Annotated in this window: 24 protein-coding genes; 5 read left to right on the top strand and 19 right to left on the bottom strand. The window is 40.9% G+C overall.

Translation table 11 applies throughout. The features are described 5' to 3' along the window. Positions 1-3: 3 nt before the first annotated feature. From G611_RS0100220 to G611_RS0100190, 7 genes are all read right to left on the bottom strand, one after another. A complete protein-coding gene (locus tag G611_RS0100220; RefSeq protein WP_028241887.1) occupies positions 4-1,128 on the bottom strand; it encodes an ABC transporter permease in 1,125 nt (374 codons plus the stop codon). A gap of 445 nt (positions 1,129-1,573) precedes the next feature. Then, positions 1,574-2,794, bottom strand: a complete 1,221-nt coding sequence (locus G611_RS0100215; RefSeq protein WP_081656917.1) for an ABC transporter permease — start codon at positions 2,792-2,794, stop codon at positions 1,574-1,576. Positions 2,795-2,798: 4 nt separating this feature from the next. Next, positions 2,799-3,464 (bottom strand): heme ABC exporter ATP-binding protein CcmA, encoded by a 666-nt coding sequence (ccmA, locus tag G611_RS0100210; RefSeq protein WP_028241885.1) that lies wholly within the window; start codon positions 3,462-3,464, stop codon positions 2,799-2,801. 55 nt (positions 3,465-3,519) lie between these two features. Then, positions 3,520-4,617 (bottom strand): hypothetical protein, encoded by a 1,098-nt coding sequence (locus tag G611_RS0100205; RefSeq protein ID WP_028241884.1) that lies wholly within the window; start codon positions 4,615-4,617, stop codon positions 3,520-3,522. 14 nt (positions 4,618-4,631) lie between these two features. Next, positions 4,632-6,155 carry an MBOAT family O-acyltransferase gene (locus G611_RS0100200; RefSeq protein ID WP_028241883.1) on the bottom strand — a complete coding sequence of 508 codons (1,524 nt, stop codon included), beginning with the start codon at positions 6,153-6,155 and terminating at the stop codon, positions 4,632-4,634. Positions 6,156-6,170: 15 nt separating this feature from the next. Beyond that, a complete protein-coding gene (locus G611_RS0100195) occupies positions 6,171-8,645 on the bottom strand; it encodes an endonuclease MutS2 (protein ID WP_028241882.1) in 2,475 nt (824 codons plus the stop codon). 13 nt (positions 8,646-8,658) lie between these two features. Continuing rightward, complete coding sequence (locus tag G611_RS0100190; protein ID WP_028241881.1) at positions 8,659-10,323, bottom strand: hypothetical protein; 1,665 nt, start codon at positions 10,321-10,323, stop codon at positions 8,659-8,661. 781 nt (positions 10,324-11,104) lie between these two features. On the opposite strand from G611_RS0100190, the gene G611_RS0100185 reads away from it, so the two are divergent. The 4 genes from G611_RS0100185 to panD are packed head-to-tail and all read left to right on the top strand — an operon-like array spanning position 11,105 to position 14,121. Beyond that, positions 11,105-11,947 (top strand): Rossmann-like and DUF2520 domain-containing protein, encoded by an 843-nt coding sequence (locus tag G611_RS0100185; protein WP_028241880.1) that lies wholly within the window; start codon positions 11,105-11,107, stop codon positions 11,945-11,947. Between the two features lie 18 nt (positions 11,948-11,965). Next, a complete protein-coding gene (panB, locus tag G611_RS13380) occupies positions 11,966-12,850 on the top strand; it encodes a 3-methyl-2-oxobutanoate hydroxymethyltransferase (RefSeq protein WP_051194972.1) in 885 nt (294 codons plus the stop codon). Between the two features lie 9 nt (positions 12,851-12,859). Further along, complete coding sequence (gene panC, locus G611_RS0100175; protein ID WP_028241879.1) at positions 12,860-13,705, top strand: pantoate--beta-alanine ligase; 846 nt, start codon at positions 12,860-12,862, stop codon at positions 13,703-13,705. A gap of 26 nt (positions 13,706-13,731) precedes the next feature. Then, positions 13,732-14,121, top strand: coding sequence for an aspartate 1-decarboxylase (gene panD / locus G611_RS0100170; protein ID WP_028241878.1), 390 nt, complete (start codon positions 13,732-13,734; stop codon positions 14,119-14,121). 119 nt (positions 14,122-14,240) lie between these two features. Here panD and G611_RS0100165 read toward each other — a convergent pair whose 3' ends face one another. From G611_RS0100165 to G611_RS0100115, 11 genes are all read right to left on the bottom strand, one after another. Continuing rightward, entirely contained in the window at positions 14,241-14,867 is a 627-nt protein-coding gene (locus G611_RS0100165; RefSeq protein ID WP_036947623.1) for an AAA family ATPase, read from the bottom strand. Positions 14,868-14,974: 107 nt separating this feature from the next. Beyond that, a complete protein-coding gene (locus G611_RS0100160; RefSeq protein ID WP_028241876.1) occupies positions 14,975-15,685 on the bottom strand; it encodes an ABC transporter ATP-binding protein in 711 nt (236 codons plus the stop codon). Further along, the gene (locus G611_RS0100155) at positions 15,682-16,440 is read right to left on the bottom strand and encodes an ABC transporter ATP-binding protein (RefSeq protein ID WP_028241875.1); all 759 of its coding nucleotides are present in this window, start codon (positions 16,438-16,440) and stop codon (positions 15,682-15,684) included. The genes G611_RS0100160 and G611_RS0100155 overlap by 4 nt, the downstream gene beginning before the upstream one ends. Then, complete coding sequence (locus tag G611_RS0100150; RefSeq protein WP_028241874.1) at positions 16,440-17,513, bottom strand: branched-chain amino acid ABC transporter permease; 1,074 nt, start codon at positions 17,511-17,513, stop codon at positions 16,440-16,442. Before G611_RS0100150 ends, G611_RS0100155 begins: the two co-directional genes overlap by 1 nt. A 9-nt stretch (positions 17,514-17,522) precedes the next feature. Then, positions 17,523-18,404, bottom strand: coding sequence for a branched-chain amino acid ABC transporter permease (locus G611_RS0100145; RefSeq protein WP_028241873.1), 882 nt, complete (start codon positions 18,402-18,404; stop codon positions 17,523-17,525). Positions 18,405-18,476: 72 nt separating this feature from the next. Further along, on the bottom strand, positions 18,477-19,664 hold the full coding sequence (locus tag G611_RS0100140) for an ABC transporter substrate-binding protein (RefSeq protein WP_028241872.1): 1,188 nt from the start codon (positions 19,662-19,664) through the stop codon (positions 18,477-18,479). 141 nt (positions 19,665-19,805) lie between these two features. Next, complete coding sequence (locus G611_RS0100135; RefSeq protein ID WP_028241871.1) at positions 19,806-20,498, bottom strand: pseudouridine synthase; 693 nt, start codon at positions 20,496-20,498, stop codon at positions 19,806-19,808. 13 nt (positions 20,499-20,511) lie between these two features. Continuing rightward, positions 20,512-21,384 carry a methionyl aminopeptidase gene (locus G611_RS0100130; protein WP_028241870.1) on the bottom strand — a complete coding sequence of 291 codons (873 nt, stop codon included), beginning with the start codon at positions 21,382-21,384 and terminating at the stop codon, positions 20,512-20,514. Positions 21,385-21,397: 13 nt separating this feature from the next. Continuing rightward, entirely contained in the window at positions 21,398-22,114 is a 717-nt protein-coding gene (locus tag G611_RS0100125; protein ID WP_028241869.1) for a hypothetical protein, read from the bottom strand. Then, complete coding sequence (locus tag G611_RS13375; RefSeq protein ID WP_051194971.1) at positions 22,111-23,214, bottom strand: C40 family peptidase; 1,104 nt, start codon at positions 23,212-23,214, stop codon at positions 22,111-22,113. The genes G611_RS0100125 and G611_RS13375 overlap by 4 nt, the downstream gene beginning before the upstream one ends. 181 nt (positions 23,215-23,395) lie before the next feature. After that, on the bottom strand, positions 23,396-23,635 hold the full coding sequence (locus G611_RS0100115) for a Veg family protein (protein WP_028241868.1): 240 nt from the start codon (positions 23,633-23,635) through the stop codon (positions 23,396-23,398). Positions 23,636-23,845: 210 nt separating this feature from the next. Between G611_RS0100115 and G611_RS0100110 the strand changes: the two genes are divergently transcribed. Beyond that, a complete protein-coding gene (locus tag G611_RS0100110; RefSeq protein WP_028241867.1) occupies positions 23,846-24,577 on the top strand; it encodes a lysophospholipid acyltransferase family protein in 732 nt (243 codons plus the stop codon). Here G611_RS0100110 and G611_RS0100105 read toward each other — a convergent pair. Beyond that, positions 24,564-25,943, bottom strand: a complete 1,380-nt coding sequence (locus tag G611_RS0100105) for a UDP-N-acetylmuramoyl-tripeptide--D-alanyl-D-alanine ligase (protein WP_028241866.1) — start codon at positions 25,941-25,943, stop codon at positions 24,564-24,566. The two genes, G611_RS0100110 and G611_RS0100105, sit on opposite strands and share 14 nt — an antisense overlap. Positions 25,944-25,948 lie beyond the last annotated feature (5 nt).

Genomic DNA, 25,948 nt, shown 5'->3' with positions numbered 1-25,948 from the left:
GCCTCAGCTTCTAATCTTGTGAATCAGATTCCATATTATCAGCAAAACCATTCCAAACAGCATTAAAGTTTTCAAATAATAATCATCGTGAATGCTGTATAAATAGTGAAATGTAGGGCATAACTTTTGGAATGTCCTGCCTGCCTTTATATCTATAAAAACTGGTGATAGCAAGGCTGAGGCTATAATCAGTATCGGTGTAATAAGCCCTAGGCCTTTTACGGTACCGATTATTTCCCTAAAGATGTTTGTCAGGCAAATCAGGGTGAAATCATAGATAATAATTGCCAGAATTTCTCTGGATAAGGATGTGCTAACACCGCCGATTTTTAGCCCCACCAGAACCATGATAGTAGGTATGAGCATTATCACTCCATAGTATAAAAAGTCTCTGGCAATAGAAAGGTGTGACTTCCACCAGATAAATATGCCATTTTGCTGATCCTCAATGTAATACATGGATGCTGCAATGGATAAGATAAGTAGCCACAATGCCAGCATGCCTCTTAGAGGCATCATTATATAGTTTGTATCATCGCTGTTTTGGTTTTGGAAATCATCCAGGTAACCTAGTTCAAACAGGTTGCCATTTATTTCATAGCCATCGAAGGTCTTTAGGATCTTTTCCTGCTGTTCTTCGGTTGGGTTACCTTTGTACAGCTTGTCTGCGATGTAGGTAGATGCCATCTGCCTAGCCAAGCTTTCATACACTCTGCTATTAAGCACTTCCATGCCTAACAAATGGGATAACCCCTGCTCTCTTATTATGATTTCTACTTTTTCATCTGTTTGACCTGACGCCACAATTTTTTCCACGGCTTCATCCAGATTATCAGGGCATATCCACCCTTCTGAAAGCTTTTGTGATTTTACATCTGCTATCAGCTTTTCACTGTCATCATAGAATATATATCTAAAGCTGTCGGGCTCTGTTTCTATGTTCTCCTTCAGGGCACTGCTGGCATAATCCTCCCCTGGGATATACACGCCGATTGTCATAAGCCCAGCGTCACCACTGCTCACCCCTTTAAGCGCCAGCACCATCAGTGGCACCATCAGAAGCATCACTATATAGCTTTTCTTTTTAAATAATCGCTTTAGTAGTAGCAAATATCTTGTAAGAATCATCTTTTTATTCTCCTAATAGCATCATTTTAATGCAATATCTGGCTACTTAAGTGACCAGCTATGAATTGGATTTTTCACTTAACAAAAAACTCGCTCAAAGTTAAGTGAAAATGAGATTTTTATTTTTTCACTTAAAATCACAAAACCCTGTTAAGTTTTCTCAGCAGAAAAAATTTTTCACTTAACTTTTTAGTGCTTTTTATAGCCTAATTTGGGAATAGTTAAGTGTGGATAATTGAAATCTATTTCTCACTTAACAGGTTTTTAAGTGTGAAATTGGAATTCTCTAATAAACTTAACTTTACCTAAAAATATTTATGTATAGTTAAGTGAAAAAATTTTTTTCTTTCTCACACTTAACCCCATTTCCATTTTTTAAGTGGAAATGGGAAAAGCCAGAATAAACTTAACAATAAGCCCCGTGAATTCATATTCTCCTTGCGGCTCACCAGGATATGCGTCTTTTTCTAATAAGTACGGAGATTGCTATAAACCCAACGGTGTAAACCGCCATAGCAATAACGGGCCAGCCAAAATTCCTGTCTGCCACCACACCTCCTACGTATGAAAATGCAGCGCCTGTAGGGATAAGCTCACCTGCCCGTTGCAAAAGGTTTGGCAGAATGCTCTTTGGATAGAAGTAGCCTGATGCATAGGCGCCTGCGATGTAAAAAAGAAATGTGACCAGCACTTTGTTGATAACGCCTACCAAGGTTTCATACAGGAAATAGCCCATGGACGTAAACATAACTGTTGATAGCATGATACCAGCAACAAGCATGGCTGATATTTCTATATCTATAGCAACAAGCTTAACTGCAGCATTTGCAATAACTAGTACCACGACGATGCTAATCAAATTCACCGTCAAAAGTGGAATGAATTCACCCATCACCTGCTGCACTGGGATTATTCCCTTTGCGGCCAAAAACTTATACTGGCCGTTGTTCTTACCTGTGAAAAAGGACACTGAACACATTGTAAGAAGCAATGCAAAAAATAGAAGCATACTTATAAAATAATACTCGATAGTATTCAGGCCATCCGATATGCCAAGCTCTGTCACCGTGGAGATTTCACCGCGAAGCAGCATGGTGTTTACGTATGCCATAAAGATTTCATAGACAGCCATGTAGGTTTCTGTTTTCTTATAGCCTTCTTCTGCCATCACATCCCTCAGGGTGCAGATACCTTTTTCTGAAGGGACGATAATGTTAGTCGCAACAAGAGCTATTTCATCCATCATCACATTTGATATGCCCTTTTGGCCTGAGGTGGCATAGTATTTTAGCTTAGCGTCATTTGTCATGGAATCTACCGCATCGGTAAATTCCTTCGTAATTACGATATAGGCAGATATGTCTGCATTGCGAAGGGCGGCCCGTGCCTCGTCCTCATCCTCAAACTGAACCAAATCCAGCACATACTGCATATCATCTTCCGTCTCTAGCATGTGCACGCCCAGGTCCACCATCTCGTTTTCAGTTCCACCTACTAAGCCTAGCTTATAGCGTATCTGCTCAGATTTGTATTTTTCGCTATTAAGCACTCCAAACAATGCCGCAGATAGCAAAATAGCCACCAGGGCAATCATGCAAATCATGCCTGGCAGCAATTTAAAAATCCTCTTATATTGAATTAGCAAATAATCCTTAACCCCAATCATAACATCACAATCTTCCAATCAAATGTGGAATATCCCCGTCATATTTATAGTTTCCAAGCACCCCATCCTTGATGATGTAGCACCTGTCGCAAAGCTCTATCTCCTGAACCTCATGGGTGGCTATTATCATGGAACCGCCCTTTGATTTGTACTGTTCAAAATAGCTGTAGATTTTTTCTTTACATACCAAGTCCAAGGCTGCTGTTGGTTCGTCCAAAAGCATCAGCTTAGGATTTGAATTCATGGCGCAGCCAATGCATAAACGCTTCTTCATTCCGCCGGACATCTGGCTAACTGGAACCTTGCTAAACTGGTCGATGCCAAGCAGCTTTAAAACCCCACTATTCAGTTCCTTCTTTAAGCTATCAGCGCTGTACCACATTCTTAGATTATCCCAGGCCGTAAGCTCTGTGATAAGTGGCATTTCCTGGGGCACGTAGGCCACCAGCTGATTTCGCAATTTCGAATCCTTTAGCAGGTCCTTGCCGTCGATGTTGAAAAAGCCTGCATCACAATTTTGTAAGCCGGCAAGTATAGTAAGCAAAGTACTTTTGCCACTGCCGTTTGCACCAAGGATTCCTACTATTTCTCCGGGCTCCACGGTAAAGTCTACGCCGTTTAAGACCTTGTGTTTGCCATAGTGCTTGTGTATGTTTTTGATTTCTATCATAACTACGGACTCCCTCTTAGTTTCCTACTTAAGCATGCTTAGGTTATGTGTCGAACTATTTCTTCTCAGACAGAAGTGATTCGTAATCATAAGAGCTATAGAATTCTCTCTCTACCTTGATATACTCCTTATAATTATCCACGGTTAATTCGTCAGTGCCTGCGTAAAGACAGGCAAGGATTTTGGAATTAATCCAGTCTCCATGGTGACATTCGTCGCTGTAATTGTCCAGGTCACAGGTCATATCGAATTCAGTGTTAAATGAATACAGGTGAATGTTGTCGCACTCTAGCATACGGGAGATGGCATATTCTTCTGCTGATATGAATCGGTCCAGAGTGCCCAGTTCCTTTTGTGAGCCCCACCATGCAACGGAGTATGGAGTAAGATAATAGTAGAATTCCACATCTGGGTTGGCTTTGGCAACCTCTACCACATTTTGGGTGATGTTTTGTTTTACCATTTCCTTTACTTCATCTACAAATGGCTGAATCTCTTTTGGCTCCTTGTATTCAGTTCTGTCCCCTAACACTGATTTTGCTCCAAATTCTGTTTTTGGGTCGTTCATCCAGTTGGCATAATCATCGAAGGATGTAATGCCTGGCTGGACGCCTTTAACTGAATCCCTAATCATTGGGAAGCAAATTCCAAATAAAATATCCTTGTTGAAGACATATTTCACATCATTAAATGGATTATTATCGTACAAATAATCAGGATAAGTACCAAGGTCATTTCGGATTCTGTCCTTGTCATCCATAAGATATGCGTAGTCCAGCGGGCGTACCACCAGCTTCAAATTAGGATTGTACTTTATCGCCTTTGCGATATTGTCGTTTTGCTCCTTGTAGGTTCCACCTGCAAATGGGACCTTGATAGAATTCACGCCAAAGAGCTCGTCCATCTCACTGGTCTTAAAATTCTCCGCCATAGATGTTCCGATAATCATTGCATCGTAATCAAAATGACGAATGATTCCATCGTTCTGGCTGCGCTCGTTATTTAGTTCATAGTATAAATTTTTAAGAGGCTTGTGATAGTGAAAATAAGGATCCACAGCTGCTATAACAGCCCCTTGTGCCACAAGCAATGCCAGGGTTATTCCCAGCATCCCTCCAAGCCATTTTTTTGTATTCTTTTTGTTTGATTTCATAGTTGTTTATTAGATTAAAAATTGAAATATAAAAATGTACTGATTCCTGACAATGACATTACGCTTGCCACAATAAGTACTGCTGTCCAAAGCATGTTTTTAAGGTTTGGCTTGAATGCTGCCATAAGCTCATGGGAATTGCGTGAGCCCAGGACGATAAACAGTGCAAGGAAATAATACAAGCCTACATAAATGAATGGCAGAGAATGTGTAACGGGTGTGCCATCCAAGAAATATTTAAGGGCAGGAGTCTGGAATGCATACAGGATATGTACGTCGATGTTGGTGAAATCCACGTATAATATCTGCTTGATAAATTCTATTGCATCGCTGATGGTGTTGGCTCTGAAGAATACCAAGGTGAGATTGAAAAATCCCTGAGTAATCATCCAGCCAAGTGCAGGATGCATGCCTTCGAATTGCTTTCTAAACATTCTCGTGATGATAACAAAAATGCCATTAAGCACTGACCACAAAACGAAGGTCCATGCTGCTCCATGCCAAAATCCGCTGAGAAGGAAAACAATAAATAAGTTAAAGTAAGTGCGAACATTACCCTTGCGATTTCCTCCAAGTGGAATGTATACGTATCTGGTGAAGAATCGGCTTAAAGTCATGTGCCATCTGTTCCAGAATTCTGTAATAGTAAGTGATTTGTATGGGCTGTCAAAATTCACTGGCAAGTCAATGTTTAACATCTGACCAAGGCCGATGGCCATATCGCAATATCCGCTGAAATCAAAATAAAGCTGGAAGCAATATGCAAGTAGTACCAGGATTGCGTTGGTAGCCTTAAGTGATGGGACATCCTCGAAGCCCCAGCTTACTGCCACACCAAACACATCTGCTAACAGCACCTTTTTGCCAAGACCCATGGCAAACATGTAAAAGCCCTTTGCCATGTTGTCCCAATTAATCTTCTTTTTGTTTGAATCTCTAAGCTGAGGGATGAGCTCATCATGTGTAACAATAGGACCCGCGATCAGCTGTGGGAAAAATGTAACGTAGCATGCATATGTAAGGAAGCCGTAATCTGGCACCTCGCCACGATATGTATCCACGATAAATGAAATCTGCTGGAATGTGAAAAAGCTGATTCCAAGTGGAAGCATAATGTGCATAAGTGGCCAATCAGTTTTCGCTATCGCATTTACGTTTTCGATGAAGAAATCCATATACTTGAAATAGAAGATTATTCCAAGGTTTACAATTACACCAAAGATCATTACAGGCTTGCTGCTCTTCAGTCGTCCCACTGATGAAACTGGAAGAATATCAAGCTCAGGATTTTCTGTTGCTGCTTCAAGCAATGTCTTGTGCTGCAAGGTTTTCATCCACTTATAAATCAGGTAGTTGATGATTATCGATGATACGATTATCAGCAAATAGCTAGGGTTAAAGTATCCGTAAAACCACAGCGACATTCCCAGCAAAAAGCCGTGTCCCAATCGATAGTTTCCTGTTTTGTTCAACAGGAAATATCCAACTATACAGATTGGCAAAAAGCAAAATATAAATATATACGAATTAAATAACATAGTTATCCTCTACTATTATTTGAATGTGACTATTGTAACGCCGGCATCGCCTTCGCCAAATTCGCCTAAATGGAAATCGGCAACGTTCTTGCACTTGCGAAGATACTGCTGCACGCCCTTTCTAAGCGCGCCTGTTCCTTTACCGTGAACTACCCTAACTGATGTAAGGTGACTGATGTAGGCATCATCCAAATATTTTTCAAGCTTGGCGATTCCCTCGTCAACAGTGCATCCCAAAAGATTGATTTCTGGTGAGATAGATGCTGATTTGTTGAAGCCGCCGTAAGTCATGTTCTTGACACGTGTGCCCTTCTTTGGAACGAACTTGTCTTCCTCTTCGATGAGCACCAAATCCTTTATGTTAACAGTAGATTTCATGATACCCATCTGCACTGTTACATCGCCCTTGGCGTTTGGCTTAGAGCATACGTTACCAGTAAGATTCATCGAGAGCACCTTAACCTTGTCGCCTACATGTAAATCTGTAGGTACGTTTGTGTTTTCCTGAACTTCTACCTTTTCCTTGGCCTTGCTCTTGGCCTTGTTTACGCCCTTACCAAGGGCTGCACGCTTTGCCTCCATAGCAGAGATGTTTCCGCCGCCCTTGCCAAATTTATTAAAGTCACGGATTGTTTCGTCAGCGATATCCTTTGCCTCCTGAAGGATGGCTGCTGCATCCTCATGAGCCTGACGGATAAGCTCCTCACGCTGTGATTTAATCTTTTCTTCCTTTGCTGTGGCATTTGCAAGCTTAGCCTCAGCTTCCTTAAGTGCTGCTGCGGCCTCGGCTGCATCCTTTTCAACCTGATGGCGTTTTTGCTCAAGGTCTACCATCAAATCCTCGAAGGACTTATCGTTTTCTGAGAGACGTCCCTTTGCATCCTCTATTAAATCTGTTGGAATGCCAAGCTTTGATGAAATAGCAAAAGCGTTAGACTTTCCTGGCACACCGATAATCAAATGATATGTAGGGCTTAATGTCTCAAGTGAGAATTCGCAGGATGCGTTCTCAACTCCATCTGTTGAAAGAGCATACACCTTCAGCTCGCTGTAGTGAGTGGTTGCCATTGTACGCACATCTAATGTGTGAAGTCTGTCAAGGATAGACTGGGCAAGTGCTGCACCTTCCTTTGGGTCTGTTCCAGCGCAAAGCTCATCTATAAGGATTAAGAACTGTGGAACCTTGTTAGGCTCGTTGGTTCCATGCAATACCTTGGAATGAACAAAATCTTTTGCGTTCTTTTCCACAAGCTCCTCTGTTTCATGGCTGTAGTTTCCACTGTTTATCGCCTCTAAAATGTGGACAATGTTAACCATGTGAGATGAGAATGTGGATAGTGACTGCTCGATAGACTGCTCGTCACCTATATCTGCATACACATCATCAAACACTGCTATCTGGCTGCGATCCTTTGCAGGGATGTGAAGACCTGCCTGAGCCATAAGTGTAAGCAGGCCGCAGGTCTTAAGTGATACTGTCTTACCACCTGTGTTTGGACCTGTTACAAGCAGAAGATTGTAATCCTCGCCAAGCTTAATATCTGTTGCCACTACCTTCTTTGGATCAAGAAGTGGATGGCGGGCGCCGCGAAGGTTGATGATACCATCCTCGTTAAACTCAGGATTACTTGCGTTTAATTCGATGGCAAATCTTCCCTTTGCAAGGATAAAATCTATTTCTGTAAGCAATTCGAAATTACGAATTATGCCCTCTGAGCTTTCTGCTATTCTGTTAGAAATGTTTGCAAGGATTCTGGCTATCTCATCCTGCTCTCTAACCTGAAGCTCTCTCAGTTCGTTGTTTAAATCCACAGCCTGCATAGGCTCAATAAAGAATGTGCTACCTGTTGATGACTGGTCATGAACCATACCAGGCACTCTTGATTTGTAATCAGCACGAACTGGCAGGCAGAATCTTCCGCCACGAACAGTAACTACTGGCTCCTGAAGATAGCCTCTTGTAGTGCTGTTATTAAGCATGGAATTCATGACGCTTTTAATCTTGTCATTAGTGCGCTTCATACCCATACGGATATCGTAAAGGGCTGTGCTGGCATCATCTGCGATAGTCTCCTCGTCAATGATGCAACGTCTGATTTCGTTAAGGATAGCTACCTCTGGAGATAAGCCGTTAAAGTAAAATGTAAGAGCGTCCTCCTCTTCCATCTGCTTGCCATAAGCGCTTACTCGCTTTGTAACCTCTAGCACATTTGCTACCGCAAGAATCTCCTCGATAGTAAGTGTTGAACCAAGCTCAAGACGGGCAAGACTAGGACGTAAATCTGTAGTGCCGCTGGCGCTTACATCTGAAAACTTAATAAGGCGATTAAAGGCGCAGGCAGTCTCCTGCTGCATCGCCTTAATTTCATCTATATTGTTAATTGGAAGAAGCTCTAAGCATCGCTTCTTACCAGACTCGCAGGTAGCAAACTCTGCAAGCCTATTTATAATCTTGTCATACTCTAGTGTTTTTAATACTTTTAAATTCATCTTATTTCCTCAATTAATACTTGTCTGAAATTATCTTAATCAGTTCATCAGCCGTATACTTCCCAACTAAATCAACAAATTCATTTTCTTCTATATCTTCTATTAAAGACATTACTTCGTCTTCAGGGATATTTTTAGTGTAATCGGTTGGCTTAACTGTGGCAATAAGAGCGTTCTCTTCTGCCTCATTGTCCTCATCAGCTGTATTATCATAATCATAGGATAAGCAATACCTCATTTCAAGCTCATTATCTTTTATAAAATAATACTGCATTTGGTTTGTGTAGTAATCTGAGCCGATCTCTTCATCATGCAGCTTAATCCAATTATTGTGTGGCGAATACTGATATGGCTCTTCACCTGTTACATAATAGTCTAAGCCTATAGCAATAGGTGTAACTAATCCATCTTTAAAAGTATATATACTTATACTTTCTATTTTATCTTTAATCAACTCTGGAACATCATCTCCATTAATATAGGCCAGGGAATACTTTTCATCTGCATAATAATCAGAGCCCTCAACTTTTATGAACTGCTTATAGGCCTCCTGCCAATTATAGTCGCTTTTTTTCTGGGCGCCGATAATAGCTTCCTTTACGCTATCTATTGTAAGATTATCTACTAATTCCTTACTAAGTGAAACTGACAATTCTGAAGATATAAATAGACCATAGGTATCATCATATTTCTTCTCAGTTGTACATATAATTGTCTTTAAAAAAGAGTTGTAATCGTATCCAAGAATAATCAGGTCATTCACACCATCACAGTTTAAGTCACAAGTTCCGATATCTGTTACCCTTCTTATCGCAATATCATCATCACCATAGCATGTAGAAATGGTAAACGAATCTATCAATTGATTATCACCAATAATAGCAATCCTTGAAGGGTCATCCATGTCCAAATGAGCTGCACCACTTTGGTATGTAACAAGCCTTGCATCTGCTGCAAGCTGTGGAATATCTACATCAAATGTAAGTTTTTTATCATTTCCAACTTCCCACACGTTTACATTAGACTTAACCAGGTAGCCATTTTCTGTCTTTATCAGTACCATCTTCTTATTAGGATTATCAAAAAAATCAGAATCATCAGCGGCTACCTCTAGCACATAAGTGTCATTTAGTTTTACGCCTGACACGCAGGTACAAGGGGTATACTGTAAATATCCTAATTCGTTATAATAAACATCCTTATCTTTATTATAAACCCACAGGAGGTCATCTTTTAAATCGATGTTGGTGCCTGTGTGCTTATATACATAATCTTTTATACTAGCTCCTGAAATGGCTATCAGCTCATGATCCAATGAATTATAAGATCTATCATCATCTAAATAGAATTTTTTATCCTCTTTTGTTATCTTCTCCCTTGGAATTCCAGCCCCATCGGCTAACACTTCATTCCAATCAATATCCTTTGGATTATCAAATGTTACGCGGTAAAAACCATTATATTCATCTGAATCCAAAAGCTCTGTGAATTCCTTGCACTCATCCCATGACAGGTCAACCGCATCCTTGGAAGCTTCTATTTCATCTGCATCGACAGTTCTTTTTAAGGCCTCTTGATATTGAGCTTCCTTACTGTATTTCTCATATGCTTCTTTTCCATAATAAGCTCCACCAATCGCCAGCAGGCCAACCAGAAGCACTACTATTAATTTTTTCATTTTATTTTTATTCCCTTTATCTATAGGCCACGTAAGCCTTTCGAATCTTTCTTTTTAACAATCTTTTATAATTATAAGGTATATGGGGGCTAACACAAGAGAAATATTAGTAATCCAGAGTGCTTAACTTGAGATACCCACCATATTTCATTCATGTCAGCCGCTAGTTACTCGTTACTACTATCTGCGATACTTTTTTCTATCTAGGCAGTAGTCATTCTCATTTTGTTTACTACCTACGATGTGTTTTTGCCTTCAGATAGTAGTCAACATCCATAGCTTTACTATCCGTGAGCTATTTTTCTTCGCAGATAGTAATAGATTGCAGATTCTTTACTATCTATATTCTCTTTTTCTTCACAGATAGTAATCTCATTAAAATTGACTACTATCTGTAATTAATTATCTTACACAGGTAGTAGCCATGTCAAAAAACACTACTATCTATGCCTATTTTTCCTATGTAGGTAGTAGTGCTAATAGAAATAAATTACTCTTTACCACTGAAAAAGCCAGTAACAGCCTCTGCTAGTGGTAAAGTCCCCATTTCTACTAAGGAAACTCTCTATAGCAGTTTCATAATTGTATAATTCTGTATACAAAAATTTTTGAACACCATATATATTTACATTACTCCACACAAATGGTATATTGAGCAGCGGATGGTATTCGAAAGAAACTATACCCTTTAATTTCTAAGTTTTAAAATAGTAGAACCCGCACGGCATGCTCGTATCATTTTGAACGAGACTGTATCACCCCCATAAAGGAGGTGTTGCCAATGAAGGTTGGATTTATAGGCGCTGGAAAGGTGGGCTGTTCCTTAGGGAAGCTTTTTGCCGAGACCCAGCATAATCTCACTGGCTTTTATAGCCTAACTTCATCATCTGCGGAATCTGCAGCTGAATTTACCAACTCAACATATTTTCAAAATTTAGAAGACTTAATTCAAGATAGTGATACAGTGTTTATCACCGTTCCTGACGACGCTATTACTGCTGTCTGGGAGCAGCTTAAACACATGTCAATTGCTGGAAAAATGATATGTCATTGCAGCGGTTCTTTATCTTCAGAAATCTTTAGGGATATAAAAGAAACTGGCGCTTACGGTTTCTCGGTCCATCCATTACTGGCGGTATCAGATAGATACACTTCATACCAGGAGCTTCCAAAGGCTTTATTTACAATCGAAGGAGATGCAAATCACATAAGTGATATCGAAGAATTGTTACATGCAAGCGATTTGCAATCTGCACGTATAAGCGCAGATGTAAAAACCAGATATCACGGTTCAGCTGTACTTTGTTCAAACCTAGTTGTAGCCCTTATTCAGGCTGCGGAGGATGAACTTCGTATATGCGGATTTTCAGAGGAGCAGTTGGCTGATGCCATCGCACCACTTTTATTAGGCAACGTGAACAAGGTTCTTTCTGTAGGAACTAAGGCGGCTTTGACAGGTCCAATTGAACGAAATGATGTTGGAACTGTTAAAAAGCATCTAGACACCTTTGAAGGAATTGATAGGGAAATCTACAGGGTTCTTTCAAAAAAGACCTGTGAAATTGCAAAGGATAAACATCCTTCCACAAACTATGAAGCTTTGGAGCAATTATTAAACTCGTAATTGGAGGACGAATAATTTATGAAAAACACAGTAACTACCCTTCAGGCTATGAAGGCTAAGGGCGAAAAAATCAGCATGCTTACATGCTACGATTACACAACAGCATGTCTTATGGAGGAGGCTGGCATCAACGCTATCCTCATCGGCGATTCACTTGGCATGACAATGATGGGCTACAGCGACACACTTCCTGTAACAGTTGATGACATCATTCACCACTGCGCATCTGTATCTCGCGGACTTAAGGATACATTCCTTGTGGCAGATATGCCTTTCATGTCTTACCAGACTAGCGCAGAGGATGCTGTAAGAAATGCAGGCAGACTTATTAAAGAAGGTCACGCACAGGCTGTTAAGCTTGAGGGTGGTGCAACAGTTGTTGAGCAGATTAAGGCTATCACAAAGGCTGATATTCCTGTTGTTGCACACATCGGTCTTACACCTCAGTCTATCAATGCATTTGGTGGGTTCAAGGTTCAGGGCAAAAACACCCAGCGCGCTCTTCAAATTGTAGAAGATGCAAAGGCTGTTGAGGCTGCCGGCGCATTCATGGTTACACTTGAGTGTGTTCCAGAGGAGCTTGCAACTCTTATTACTAAGGAGCTTTCAATTCCTACAATCGGCATCGGTGCTGGAAGTGGCTGCGATGGCCAGGTTCTTGTATATCAGGATATGCTTGGCATGTTCTCTGGCTTCAAGCCAAAGTTCGTAAAGCATTTCGCAAATATCGGCGAGGAAATGAAAAACGCATTTAAGGCTTATGATGCTGAGGTTAAGTCACAGGCTTTCCCTGCTGCAGAGCACAATTTTGCAATCGATTCAGAGGTAATTGCCGAAGTTGAAAAGCAGATTAATACAAAAGAATTTACAGTAAACATTGATTCAAACAAGGTTTTAGCATAAGGAGATATTATGATAAGAGCAACAAAAATTGATGAAGTAAAAGCCAACGTTAGGGAATGGAAAAAGGCTGGTCTTACAATCGGTCTTGTTCCAACCATGGGATATTTACATGAAGGGCACGCAAGCCTTATTGAGCGTGCTCGCAGGGAGTGCGACAAAGTTATCGTTTCAGATTTTGTAAATCCAATTCAGTTTGGACCTAAGGAAGACCTTGCCACTTACCCTAGAGATTTTGAGGCAGATTGCAAGCTTTGCGAAGGTCTTGGCGCAGATTTGATTTTTCATCCTGAACCAGATGAAATGTATCTTGATGGTTTCCATTCTTACGTTGGTGTGGATACTTTATCCACAGAGCTTTGCGGCAAGAGCCGTCCTATCCACTTCAACGGTGTTTGCACTGTTGTTAGCAAGCTTTTCAACATCACAGAGGCTGATAAGGCTTACTTTGGTGAGAAGGATGCTCAACAGCTTGCCATCGTAAAGCGTATGGTTCGCGACCTTAATTTCAACATTGAAATCGTTGGTTGCCCTATCATCCGCGAGGAAGACGGCCTTGCAAAGAGCTCACGTAACACATACTTAAACGATGATGAGCGCAAGAAAGCTCTTATTATTCATCAGGCTCTTACCAAGGGTGAGGAAATGGTTCGCTCTGGTGAGAAGGATGCTAACAAGGTAAAGGATACTGTTAGATCTATCATCGAATCAGAGCCAATCTGCCGTGTTGATTATGTGGAAATCGTTGACTGGAACGAGCTTCAGAAGGTGGATACAATCGATGGACCTATCCTTACAGCCGTAGCTGTTTACATGGATGAGAAGGTTAGATTGATTGATAATTTTATTGTTGAATAAGCCAGTGTATTAGAAATGAGGATATTATGAATTTAACAATGCTTAAAGGAAAGATTCACAGAGCAACCGTTACTCAGGCTGCTTTAGACTATGTTGGAAGCATCACAATTGATGAGGATTTATTAGATGCTGCTGGTATTTTAGAGTACGAGCAGGTACAGATTGTTGATGTTGAAAATGGAAACCGCTTCGAGACTTACACTATCGCGGGTGAGCGTGGTAGCGGAATGATTTGCCTTAACGGTGCCGCAGCCCGCTGCGTCCAGGTCAACGACCACGTTATCATCATGTGCTATTGCAGCATCGATTCCAAGGAAGCTGCAGACCACAAGCCTAATGTAGTGTTCGTGGATGACAAAAATGGAATCAGCCGCGTAACATGCTATGAAAAACATGGTAGATTAGAGGATATGTAAAAGAACTAAAAAAAGCCACCTGGTAGGTAACAAGCTATTATAATTCTCAAGCGAAGCATGTTTAGCTGAGCGGAGAATTCATAATGCTTGTAACCGTAACCAGGTGGCTTTTTCATACTTTATATTTCCCTATTTTTAATTTCGATGTAGGATTTCACAACTTCGATTAGTTTATCATATTCCATAACACCTGTGTCTAGGCAGAAATCGTAGTTGCGGGCATCGTTCCAATCGCGGCCGGTGTAGTATTTGTAGTATTCGGCGCGATGCTTGTCGATGGCGTGCATGCGTTTGATAAGCTCTTCATCTGTGCCGCTTACCTGCTTGCGAAGACGCTCCAGGCAATCCTCTTCAGAAGCATAGAAGAAAAGGGAAAGCACATTAGGCTTATCCTTTAATATGTAATCTGCGCAGCGACCTACGATGATGCAGCTTTGAGTGTCTGCGATTCGTTTAATCACATCGGCCTGAAGCTCGAAAAGGTTATCATCTGATGTGAATGCAGCATACTCTGGGCTTAGTGGAAGTCCCTTATAATGAGCCTTCGCTGACATAAATATCTTTCGGACATGCTCGTCAACCTGACCAAACATCTCCTCGTTAATTCCGCTTTGGTCCGATGCCATTCTAAGAATCTCTCTATCATACACTGGCAAATCCAGCTCTTTTCCAAGCTTCTTAGCAAGTGTAAGACCACCTGAACCATAACTTCTAGCAATACTAATAACTAACTTCTTTTCTTCCATAATTACCCCCTGAAGTCCGCATTTCTTACGCTGACAATCATTAATAACTCTTACGTCGACTAATGTCTCCTACAGAGTTTTAATAATTGTCACCTAGAAATGCTCATCTATTCACCTAAGTACGCCTTTTTGATAGAATCATCGTTCATTAACGTGTCGGCGTCGCCAGATAATACGATGTTGCCTGTTTCTAGGACGTAGGCGCGGTTAGCGATGGCCAAGGCTTTCTTGGCGTTCTGCTCTACCAAAAGGACTGTCGTTCCTGCGTCGGAAATCTCTTCGATTATTTTGAAAATTTCATCTACGTAGATTGGTGACAAGCCCATAGATGGTTCATCCATCAGGACGATGCTAGGCTTACTCATAAGAGCGCGGCCCATGGCAAGCATCTGCTGCTCTCCACCTGATAATGTTCCCGCAAGCTGATTCTGACGTTCCTTCAGTCTTGGGAAGCTTTCGTAGATTCTATCTAAACTATCTGCGATTTCCGCTTTACTACTTCTAGTATAAGCTCCCATTTTTAAGTTTTCAAGCACTGTCAAGCCGCCAAAAACTCGCCTGCCCTCTGGTACATGAGCAAGACCCATTGAAACGATTTTATGGCCTGGAACCTTTGTAATATCGGTGCCCTCCAGAAGGACTTTTCCGCTGGTTGGCTGAAGCATTCCAGATATTGTCTGAAGGGTTGTGGTTTTGCCTGCGCCGTTGGCGCCGATGAGTGCAATAACTTCACCCTTGTTTACTTCGAAGGAGATTCCTTTGAGTGCTTGGATTACTCCGTAATTTACTACTAAGTTTTCTACTTTTAACATTTTTATTCTCCTAAATACGCTTTGATTACTTCTGGGTCGTTTAGGACGGCGGAGGTCTCGCCGGAAGCGAGAACTCGGCCAAAGTTTAGAACTGTAAGCTTTTCGCAGATTCCTGATACAAGCTTCATATCGTGTTCAATAAGAAGGATGGTAACGCCGAATTCCTTGCGGATTAGGGCGATAGTATCCATCAAATCCTGAGTCTCGTTAGGATTCATTCCTGCGGCAGGCTCATCTAAAAGCAATAGCTTTGGATTTGTAGCCAATGCTCTTGCAATCTCCAGCTGTCTTTGCTTGCCGTAAGGAAGGTTGGATGCTAACACCTTTGCTTCCTTATCAAGTCCAAAAACTGACAGAATCTCAAGTGCTTTTTCATCCATCTTCTTTTCTGTTGCAAAATACTTTGGTAATCGGAACACTCCTGTGAAGGTTCCATATTCATAAGAATTGTGTAATCCTATTTTTACATTATCAAGTACTGACTGGTCTCCAAACAAACGGATATTCTGAAAGGTTCTAGCCACTCCAGCCTTGTTGATATCAGCAGTCTTTTTGCCAGTGATGTTTTTTCCATCCAGATAAATCATTCCATCTGTTGGCTTGTAGATGCCTGTAAGCATGTTGAAAACTGTAGTTTTACCTGCACCGTTTGGTCCGATAAGTCCATACAGCTCTCCCTTTTCAATAGATAGATTGAATTCATCTACTGCTCTAAGTCCACCAAAGGAAATGCCTAAGTTTTTAACTTCTAGTAAAGCCATTACTGCACCTCCTTTTTCTTTTTGAATTTATCCAAAAGCTGCTTTGTTGTAAGCCCGTGCTCTTCTCTGAATTTGAGAATTCCAGGTGCCCAGTTGAACAACATCAGGCCAATCAACACGATTGAATAAATAAGCATTCTGTAGGTTGAAAGTCCTCTTAACATTTCTGGGAGCATAGTAAGCACAACTGTTGCCACTACTGAGCCTGAGAAATTACCGATTCCACCAAGCACAACATATACAAGAATCATGATAGACATGTTGTAACCAAAATTGTTTGTTGTTGCTGTAAGGGAATTGATGTTGTGAGCATAAAGCACTCCACCAACTCCTGCTATAGCGGCTGATATCGTAAATGCGGTAAGCTTATATTTTGTGATTGGAAGACCTACAGTTTCTGCTGCAATCTGATTGTCGCGGATTGCCTTTACTGCTCTACCTGTTCTGGAATTTACAAAGTTATGTGTAACAATAAGGGCAAGGATCAGCAACAGAACAGATATTGTAAATGTAGACTGTCGTGGTGTTCCCGTGATTCCCTGAGCGCCGTTAACAAGAACAACTCCATCAAAATCCATGTTAAGGGACATCATGTCCTTAAGTGAAAAATGGAATCCATTTGCATCCCTGCCAACATATAAAACATTGATTACGTTTTTGATGATTTCACCAAAGGCAAGTGTAACGATTGCCAGGTAATCTCCGCTAAGTCTAAGAACTGGGATGGCAATAAGAAAGCCAAACAATGCTGCAAAAAATGTTCCAATAATAAGAGCTAGGATAAATCTTGGTACATCAGGAATCTCATTTTGGAATGTCTTTGAAAAGAAGGCTGATGTAAAAGCTCCAACGCACATGAAGCCTGCATGCCCTAATGACAATTCACCAAGATAGCCTACGCACAAATTAAGTCCGATAGCAACAAGTGCATACGCGCAAACAGGAACCAACAATCCACTCATAAGTGAGCTAAGATTTCCTGTAGCCTGCATGGTACTCATAACTATGTACAAAACCACAATAACAGCTATAGATGATATTAATTTTTTGGTTGAACCATTTAGTTTTTTCATGAATATCACCTACACTTTCTCTTTAATCTGCTTGCCAAGAATACCTGTTGGCTTAACTAAAAGCACGATAATCAGTACCGCAAATACGATAGCATCTGCCAGCTGACTTGATATATAAGCCTTGGCCAAAATCTCGATTATACCAAGCAACAATCCACCAATAAGAGCTCCTGGGATTGAACCAATTCCACCAAATACCGCTGCGGTAAATGCCTTGATACCAGGCATTGAGCCTGTGTATGGGTTAAGACTAGGATAAGAGCTACAAAGAAGTGCACCTGCTATTGCAGCCAAGCCTGAACCTATTGCAAAGGTAAGTGATATTGTTGCATTTACATTGATTCCCATTAATGTGGCCGCATCCTTATCCTCGGATACTGCACGCATAGCCTGACCTGGCTTTGTGTTTTTAACGAACCACATAAGTCCAAACATAACAATTAGACAAGTGATGATAGTCACAATGGCATTACCTGTGATTTTCAGCTGGCCCCCTGCAAGTGATAAGCCTGGCCATGAAACTACTGATGTAAAAGACACTGGGTTAGAACCAAAAATCATAAGGGCCATGTTTTGCAGGAAGTAACTGACACCGATAGCCGTAATCAAAACCGCCAGATTAGTGGCTCGTCTCAGTGGTTTGTATGCTATTTTTTCTATAATTATTCCAATTGCAGTACAGCAGGCGATTGCAATAACAATAGAAACGACAGCAGGCATGCCTGCAGATGACATACACATAAACACTAAATAAGCTCCCAGCATGATTACATCACCATGGGCGAAATTTAGCATCTTTGCAATGCCGTATACCATTGTGTAGCCAAGAGCAATCAGCGCATAAACGCTTCCCAGGCTAAGTCCATTTATCAAATAGGTTAAAAATCCCATATATCTTCTCGCTTTCAAATAATTTAAAGTGCAAGGCGGTCCATGACCGCCTTGCACCTCACTTCATTGTGATTATTCTACAGATACATATCCGCCATTTTCGATGATTACAGCCTTAGGGCTCTTAGAAACTTCACCCTTTTCGTTCCATGTCATAGCTTCACCTGTAAGTCCATCGTAGTTTACATTCTGGATAGCTTCGATAAGTGCTTCGCAGATTTCTTCGTTTGAAGCTTCTGGTGTAAGTCCTGTTGCCTCAAGTGCTTCCTTTAAGATGTAAACTCCATCGTATGCATCTGCTGCAAACTGGTTAGGTGTGCCGCCGAACTGCTCCTCATATTTACTAACGAAATTCTTTGTAGCATCATCAGTAGCATCTGCTGCGAATGGTGTAAGAAGATATACACCCTCTGCAAGGCTTACGTCGAAGTCCTTAACACCAAGAAGTCCGTCGAAACCGTCTACACCAAACATGATTGGCTCATAAGCCATATCGTGTGCCTGCTTAAGAACGACTGAGCCTTCCTGATAGTAGAATGGGAGGAATAATAAATCCGCTCCTGCAGCCTTACATTTCTGAAGCTGTGTAGAGAAATCTGTCTTGTTGTCGCTAGTAAATGCTTCAGTTGCTACGATTTCAAGTCCTACGTTTGCTGCTTCCTTAGCAAAGTTCTGATAAACACCTGATGAATAAGGATCTGAGCTGTCGTAGATGATACCAATCTTTGTTCCCAGACCATTATCTGCAATGTAGTCCGCTGAAACTGTACCCTGGTTAGGATCTGAGAAACAAATCTGGAATGTATTGTCATGTCCTTCAGTAACACTTGTTGATGATGCAGATGGTGTAAGCTGGAAAATTCTGTCGTTGTAGGTCTCAGCTGAAACTGCTGCACATGCGCCAGATGTAACTGTACCTTCAAGAATCTGCATACCCCAATCCTTTAATGTGTTGTATGCGTTAACAGACTTCTGTGAATCTGCTTCGTCATCCTGGAAATTGTAAGAAATCTTGTATCCATTGATACCGCCAGCCTCGTTAATCTCGTCTACTGCAATTTGGATTGCATTCATAACTCCTTGACCATACTGAGCCGCACCCCCTGTTATAGGCCCAATACCTCCGATTCTCCATGTAAGCTCTCCTGATGTCTCAACTGTCTCTGTTGATGTTGCTGCACCGCCACCGGATCCACATCCTACAAATAATGATGCAGCAAGAGCAGCGCAAAGACTAACGCTTAGAAACTTTTTCTTCATCTTCTATCCCTCCTAACTTTTTATTGAACTGCTCTATCCCCACGAAGCAAGTTCTGCTTTCACTCTTTAACACTTTAAAGACTTAAACCCCTTATTTGAAAATTATAATAAAACTTATTAATTCAAGAGTCAATACTTTAATTAGTTAAAGTGCTCGATTTCACAAATTTCTCCCATTTTTAATTGTTCTTCATCTAGCTTAAGAGGGCCAAATGCTGTTCTTTTTAACTCAACAACCTCTCGGCCTACAGCAAAAAACATTCTTTTAACCTGATGAAATTTTCCTTCGTGGATAGTGATGTAGCAGGTATTTCCACCTTCATACTCAACTTTAGCTGGTGCAGTCAAATCTCCCTCTCCAATATGCACTCCTGCCTCTAGTGCTGCCACATCCTCTTCCGATAATTCACCATCAAGTGTTACGAAATATGTTTTATCCACATGCTTCTTTGGAGAAAGCATGTCGTGGGCCAGCTGCCCATCGTTTGTAATAAGCAATAGTCCTGTAGTATCCTTATCTAATCGCCCTACCGGGGATAATCCTCTTGGGGCATCTGGGCATTTGCTGTAAAACACATCCATTACTGTTTTATCGTGGGCATCCTCAGTTGCGGTGATAATTCCCTTTGGCTTGTTCATAACATAATAAGAAAATTTCTTATATGTGTATTCCTTACCCTGATATGAAATCACCACTGAATTTTCATCTACCTTTGCCTCAGGCTTTGTTGCCTTTTCTCCGTCTACAAAAATAAGGCCCTTCTTAAGAAGAGCCTTAACTTCAGACCTTGTTCCGATATTTAATTCTACCAAAAGCTTGTCTAATCTAATCATTATTCAATTCACCTTAATAAGAAATTACTTCGTAGCCTGTCTCTGTAACAAGTACCTGATATTCCCACTGAGCAGAAGGCTTACCATCAAGTGTTGAAACCTCCCAGCCGTTGTTAGGATCTGTCTTAATCTTCTGAGTACCCATGTTAACCATAGGCTCGATTGTAAACATAAATCCAGGTACAAGTAAAAGCTCTGTTCCAGGAAGTGTGTTGTAGCCAACCCATGGCTCCTCGTGGAACTCTAGGCCTACGCCATGTCCACCGATTTCACGTACAACCTGATATCCGTTTTCATGAGCATGCTTGCAGATAGCAGCACCTACATCTCCAAGGAAGCCCCAAGGCTTAACCTGCTCAAGACCAAGGTCACAGCATTCCTTTGTAACCTGAACTAGCTTCTTTGTTTCAGGATCAACATCACCAATCATAAACATACGTGATGAATCTGAATAGTAGCCATCTAATATAGTAGAGCAATCTACGTTTACGATATCGCCGCTCTTAAGAATTACATCATCAGATGGGTAACCGTGGCACACCTGATCATTTACTGATGTACAAACGCTATATGGGAAGCCCTCATAATTAAGTGGCGCTGGAATTCCTCCCATTTTGATTGTAGTATCATGAACTATTCTGTCGATTTCTGATGTTGGCATTCCCTCGCAGATAGCTTCTGCAACTGCATCAAGACATGCCATATTGATAACTGCTGACTTCTTAATCTTTTCCACCTGCTCAGGTGTCTTAATCATGTTGTGTGTAGGAACCTTATGTCCCTTTACTGCAAAGCTTTCGATTTTTCTATCGAATGCCTCATGACACTGCTTGTATTTACGACCACTGCCGCACCAGCAAGGGTCGTTTCTGTTTAACTTAACCATTTGTATTGCCTTTCTATTTTTTGCTCTTTTTCTTGTCCTCATCAGTCAATCCATTGATATAATTAATCTTAGAGTGTGCGAGGGTGATGTCTCCAAGCACCAGCTTATTCCATAGCTTTTTGTTAATCTTAACATCATGCTCGTCTTTGATTAGGCTGTAATAATAACCATCATATTTGTAAGCTGCTGTACTTGTGTTTTCCTTTTGGGCAAGATGATTGCCATATTTTTCTGCGATGGCTGCTATGCGAAGCTGATTGTTGATTGTTTGTTCATCGCATGGCAATTTTTCCCATTGCATATCTAGCATGTCTTCCCAAAAATCTGAGATAGAGCCTGCCAGCTCTTTTTCCTCAGCCTCTGTAAGGTCATCCATTCCCTCTGCCACAGCAAGCTGATAAAACAGATGGTCATGAATAGCCATTCCAAGCACTACGGATTTGGCTTCCGACTGAATGAATTTATCATTAGTGTGGATATTCCAATAATCCTTGGTGTAGTCCTTGTTGTAGATTTTGGCTTGCTCTTCTATCTTTCTTTCCTCAAAAAGAATATAGAACGCCAAATCCTCAAATGTAACATCTTCTTCATCTACGGTGAAGGCTATGTCTTCTAAATGCTTATTATAATCAAGTGGGCCTCTACCTGTTCCCATGGTAAGAAATGCGTAGAGCATTACCCCTACGCAAATCAATAACACCATCGGTTTTAGAAGCTTTTGTATCATCATAGTACCCTTCGTATTGTAATAATTGAATGGCAATTGACTGAGCGATAATTAGTAATACCGGTAGCAGTACTCTGTGCTTCCACGATAGTACCTCCACCTGCATAGATTGCTACGTGACCTGGGTAGCAAACTATATCGCCGGGTTGCATGTAATTATAACTAACCTCCTGGCCGACACTCCTAAATCCGCCGGAAGTCATTCTAGCACCATAACTTATTCCAAAATTAGCCAAAACCTGCTGTACAAATCCTGAACAGTCGCAGCCTTCAGTAAGGGAATTTCCTCCCCATACATATCTGTTGCCTACGTACTGATTAGCAAATGAAACAACGCTTGAACCACTAACGCCAGTTGAATATCCTGGGTTCAAATCGCCATTAACATTATAGCTTGAGCTTGCTGATGTGTTAGCGCCACCTGATGTATTACCATTTGCGGCAGCTGCTGCAGCGGCACGAGCTGCTCTAAGTGCAGCTTCTCTTGCAGCGATTTCCTTAGCCTCTTTTAATTCGGCATCCAAATCATCCATCTCACCACGTTTTTCATCCAACATAGCTTCAAGAGATGCCTCCTGGCCTGCCAATTCTTTCTTAGCTGACTGCAAGCTTTCCTTTTCTTCTTCCAGTGAAGCTGCAAGCTCTTCTATCTCGGCCTGAGTTGCTTCGAATTGATTTAACTTCTCTCTATCGTATTCATATACGCTATTGGCATATTCTAATCTGTTAAGGAATTGACTGATTGATCCAGATGAAACCAGCATTTCGAATATGCTTGGTTCTTCCTTTTCATACATATACTTAATACGAAGCTTCATAGCCTCATACTGGCTGTCGCGGGCTGCCTTAGCATCCTCAAGAGCTGCCTCAGTTTCTTCAATTTCTGCTTCGGTCTCTGAAATAGCTGTCTCAATTTCTGTAATCTGACTAACTAATTCGTATAAATCTGCATCCAATGAATCGATTTCATCCTGAAGTGAATCCTGCTCTGCCTCAATCTCTGAAATGGAACGAACCGCATTTGAAACCGTAGAATCAGATGCAACCAAACAACAAACAACAGCCATGCAAACTGCTGGCTTTATAAACTTTTTATATTTCATACAACACTATCTCCAAACACCTATGGGAAACACCCCATATCTAGTGCAAAATTTCAAAATTCATCAATATTATGATACAAGTTATCCCAAATCTTTTCAATACCATAACGAAAAAGAGCCACCGACGAATCGGTGGCTCAAGTATTCAATATTCAATTTTTAATCATAACTAGTCAGCAAGTTAGCAAAGCTTCATGCGGATTTCCTTGGTAATGATATCCGTGTAACTAAAGGATAGTAACTGCGCTGGGCTTGTTTCAGTGTCATCCATCAAAATGGTAAATACACTAGGGTAAGCCTCTTGGATAACACCCTCCTGGATGTCAACCTTATTACGTCCCCTGTCTAACTGAATCACAACTCTACTTCCGCACTGCGATCTGACTGAATCGCGTACTTTGTCAAAATCCTCGCGCTCCATGATGTCTCCCCCTTTTCTAGCATTTGAATACTTAAAAGTACTCTTATGTCGTTGGAGAGATTTTACCATGATTTGTATAATTTGTCAAAATTTAAGTTCTATTTTTTGAATATTTATCATAAATTCAGTAATGATTGCTAATAGCCCTTTCCTACCTTATAATAAAATTATTCAGATTTATCTGATTTAACGTTATATTTGGAGGATAATATGTTAAGAAGTATCATTACTGTAACTTTTGTTACTATTTTTCTGATTATTAGTATTCCAATTTGGCTTATCCTACTTATCATCGGCTTGTTTAACAAGCGTGCTAAGGATGTTATTGGATACAAAACTGTAGCCTGGGCATTTGGCGTTGTTGCATTTCTTGCAGGCGTTAAATACGAAGTTCACGGATACGAAAATGTTCCACAGGACAAAGCCGTACTTTTCATTGGAAATCATCAAAGCTTCTTTGACGTAGTTTTGGGTTATCATCTTTGCCCAGCTGCAACAGGCTTTATGTCAAAAAAGACCTTCGAAAAGGTTCCATTATTAAATGTATGGATGAAAATGAATTATTGTTTATTCCTTACAAGAACTGATCCTAGACAGGATTTGAAGCTTATTATAAAAGCTCAAGAATTTATAAAATCTGGAATTTCAATGTTTATCTTCCCTGAGGGCACTCGCTCTAAAACAGGTGAGATGGCAGACTTCCATGAAGCATCCTTTAGGATCGCTACAAAGACAGGCTGCCCAATCGTTCCTGTTGCATTTACTAACACCAGAGAGGTTTTCGAAACACATCTGCCTAAGTTAAAAAAGACACATGTAATCGTAACCTTCTGTCCACCAGTTGATCCTACTTCACTTGAGGGTGAAGATAAGAAACACGTTGGTGTTTATGTTAGAAATATAATTGCAAAACAGCTTGAAGCTGATGCTAAGCTAATCTAGTTTTAAGAGCCTCCACTACTTGACTAAAGTTCATGAAGTGTGAGGCTTTTACTAATATAGTATCTCCACCTCTGACTATTGGAAGCAAATCTTCAAGCATAGCATCTACAGTCTTATAATGATGTGCCATGCATGAACTGTTTGTATTCGATAATGATTTGTTAATTTCTTCAGAAAGCTCTCCTACAGTAAATACATATCCAATGTGATTTTCCTCAAGAGCATCACCAATTTCATAATGAAGAGCACGCTCATCATCACCAAGCTCACCCATATCTCCAAGTACAGCTATAGAACGTCCAGCTGCCTTTCCTAAAACTTCGATTGAAGCCTTCATTGATACAGGATTTGCATTATAACAATCGTCGATGATAGTAATGTCGCGAATCTTAATAAGATTGTTTCTGCCTGATATTGTTTCAGCACGACCTAAGCCTGCTGCAATTTCTTCCTTTGTAAGGCCAAGCTGAGTTGCCACTGCTGTAGCAGCAAGAGCATTCATTACATTGTGCTTTCCTGGAAGTGGAATAGTAGCCTCGAAGCTTTCGCCAAAGGCTGTAATCACTGCCGATGTTTCCTCTAATCCAACTGGAACCACTTCAGTAGCGTTAACCTCTTCACCATTAAGCCCATAGAAAATCTTTCTAAGGCCAAGTGTGTCAGCGTTTACAAGCTTGTCATCATCACCATTAAGAACAACAAGTCCGTCTGCTGGCATGTGCTCAAATACCTCGGTCTTAGCCTTAAGAATTCCATCTCTGTTCTTTAAGAACTCCAGGTGGCACTGGCCAATATTAGTCATTACAACAATGTTAGGCTTAGCAATGTCACCTAGTCTGTGCATCTCACCAAAATCAGAAATTCCCATTTCAACAACGGCGATTTCGTGTTCATCCTTTATTCTGCAGATAGTAAGAGGGAGACCTATTTCATTATTGAAATTTCCCTCAGTTTTAAGGACATTAAACTTTGTAGAAAGGACTGATGTAATCATTTCCTTTGTACTGGTTTTACCAACTGAGCCTATAACACCAATAACAGGGATGTTAAGCTGAAGTCTGTATTCTGTTGCAATCTGCTTTAAAGCAAGCTTTGTATCTTCAACAAGAATATATGGACCTGCTGGATTATCAAGCTCGCGCTCAGAAAGAGTTGCTAAAGCTCCGTCTGCGAATGCACCTGGAATAAAATCATGTCCATCCACTCTGGCGCCAACCATAGGTATAAATAGAAAGTCCTTTTCTATCTTACGGTTGTCATTTACAGCCCCTGCGATTTCCTTTTCTCCACTCCCCTCAAAACCCTCAGGCAAAAATAACTTTCCGTTTGTTACCTGTGCGATTTTTTCTAGTGTCATGTTTTTCATATAAA

The organism is Pseudobutyrivibrio ruminis AD2017 (assembly GCF_000424305.1).
In the GTDB taxonomy this organism is placed as follows: domain Bacteria; phylum Bacillota; class Clostridia; order Lachnospirales; family Lachnospiraceae; genus Pseudobutyrivibrio; species Pseudobutyrivibrio ruminis_B.
This window is presented reverse-complemented; position numbering and strand designations above follow the sequence as displayed.

What these genes read in the sequence shown, in the direction of transcription:
- G611_RS0100220 (WP_028241887.1), bottom strand. Translation starts at nt 1,128, where the DNA reads ATGATTCTTACAAGATATTTGCTACTACTAAAGCGATTATTTAAAAAG.
- G611_RS0100215 (WP_081656917.1), bottom strand. Translation starts at nt 2,794, where the DNA reads ATGATTGGGGTTAAGGATTATTTGCTAATTCAATATAAGAGGATTTTT.
- ccmA (WP_028241885.1), bottom strand. Translation starts at nt 3,464, where the DNA reads ATGATAGAAATCAAAAACATACACAAGCACTATGGCAAACACAAGGTC.
- G611_RS0100205 (WP_028241884.1), bottom strand. Translation starts at nt 4,617, where the DNA reads ATGAAATCAAACAAAAAGAATACAAAAAAATGGCTTGGAGGGATGCTG.
- G611_RS0100200 (WP_028241883.1), bottom strand. Translation starts at nt 6,155, where the DNA reads ATGTTATTTAATTCGTATATATTTATATTTTGCTTTTTGCCAATCTGT.
- G611_RS0100195 (WP_028241882.1), bottom strand. Translation starts at nt 8,645, where the DNA reads ATGAATTTAAAAGTATTAAAAACACTAGAGTATGACAAGATTATAAAT.
- G611_RS0100190 (WP_028241881.1), bottom strand. Translation starts at nt 10,323, where the DNA reads ATGAAAAAATTAATAGTAGTGCTTCTGGTTGGCCTGCTGGCGATTGGT.
- G611_RS0100185 (WP_028241880.1), top strand. Translation starts at nt 11,105, where the DNA reads ATGAAGGTTGGATTTATAGGCGCTGGAAAGGTGGGCTGTTCCTTAGGG.
- panB (WP_051194972.1), top strand. Translation starts at nt 11,966, where the DNA reads ATGAAAAACACAGTAACTACCCTTCAGGCTATGAAGGCTAAGGGCGAA.
- panC (WP_028241879.1), top strand. Translation starts at nt 12,860, where the DNA reads ATGATAAGAGCAACAAAAATTGATGAAGTAAAAGCCAACGTTAGGGAA.
- panD (WP_028241878.1), top strand. Translation starts at nt 13,732, where the DNA reads ATGAATTTAACAATGCTTAAAGGAAAGATTCACAGAGCAACCGTTACT.
- G611_RS0100165 (WP_036947623.1), bottom strand. Translation starts at nt 14,867, where the DNA reads ATGGAAGAAAAGAAGTTAGTTATTAGTATTGCTAGAAGTTATGGTTCA.
- G611_RS0100155 (WP_028241875.1), bottom strand. Translation starts at nt 16,440, where the DNA reads ATGGCTTTACTAGAAGTTAAAAACTTAGGCATTTCCTTTGGTGGACTT.
- G611_RS0100150 (WP_028241874.1), bottom strand. Translation starts at nt 17,513, where the DNA reads ATGAAAAAACTAAATGGTTCAACCAAAAAATTAATATCATCTATAGCT.
- G611_RS0100145 (WP_028241873.1), bottom strand. Translation starts at nt 18,404, where the DNA reads ATGGGATTTTTAACCTATTTGATAAATGGACTTAGCCTGGGAAGCGTT.
- G611_RS0100140 (WP_028241872.1), bottom strand. Translation starts at nt 19,664, where the DNA reads ATGAAGAAAAAGTTTCTAAGCGTTAGTCTTTGCGCTGCTCTTGCTGCA.
- G611_RS0100135 (WP_028241871.1), bottom strand. Translation starts at nt 20,498, where the DNA reads ATGATTAGATTAGACAAGCTTTTGGTAGAATTAAATATCGGAACAAGG.
- G611_RS0100130 (WP_028241870.1), bottom strand. Translation starts at nt 21,384, where the DNA reads ATGGTTAAGTTAAACAGAAACGACCCTTGCTGGTGCGGCAGTGGTCGT.
- G611_RS0100125 (WP_028241869.1), bottom strand. Translation starts at nt 22,114, where the DNA reads ATGATGATACAAAAGCTTCTAAAACCGATGGTGTTATTGATTTGCGTA.
- G611_RS13375 (WP_051194971.1), bottom strand. Translation starts at nt 23,214, where the DNA reads ATGAAATATAAAAAGTTTATAAAGCCAGCAGTTTGCATGGCTGTTGTT.
- G611_RS0100115 (WP_028241868.1), bottom strand. Translation starts at nt 23,635, where the DNA reads ATGGAGCGCGAGGATTTTGACAAAGTACGCGATTCAGTCAGATCGCAG.
- G611_RS0100110 (WP_028241867.1), top strand. Translation starts at nt 23,846, where the DNA reads ATGTTAAGAAGTATCATTACTGTAACTTTTGTTACTATTTTTCTGATT.
- G611_RS0100105 (WP_028241866.1), bottom strand. Translation starts at nt 25,943, where the DNA reads ATGAAAAACATGACACTAGAAAAAATCGCACAGGTAACAAACGGAAAG.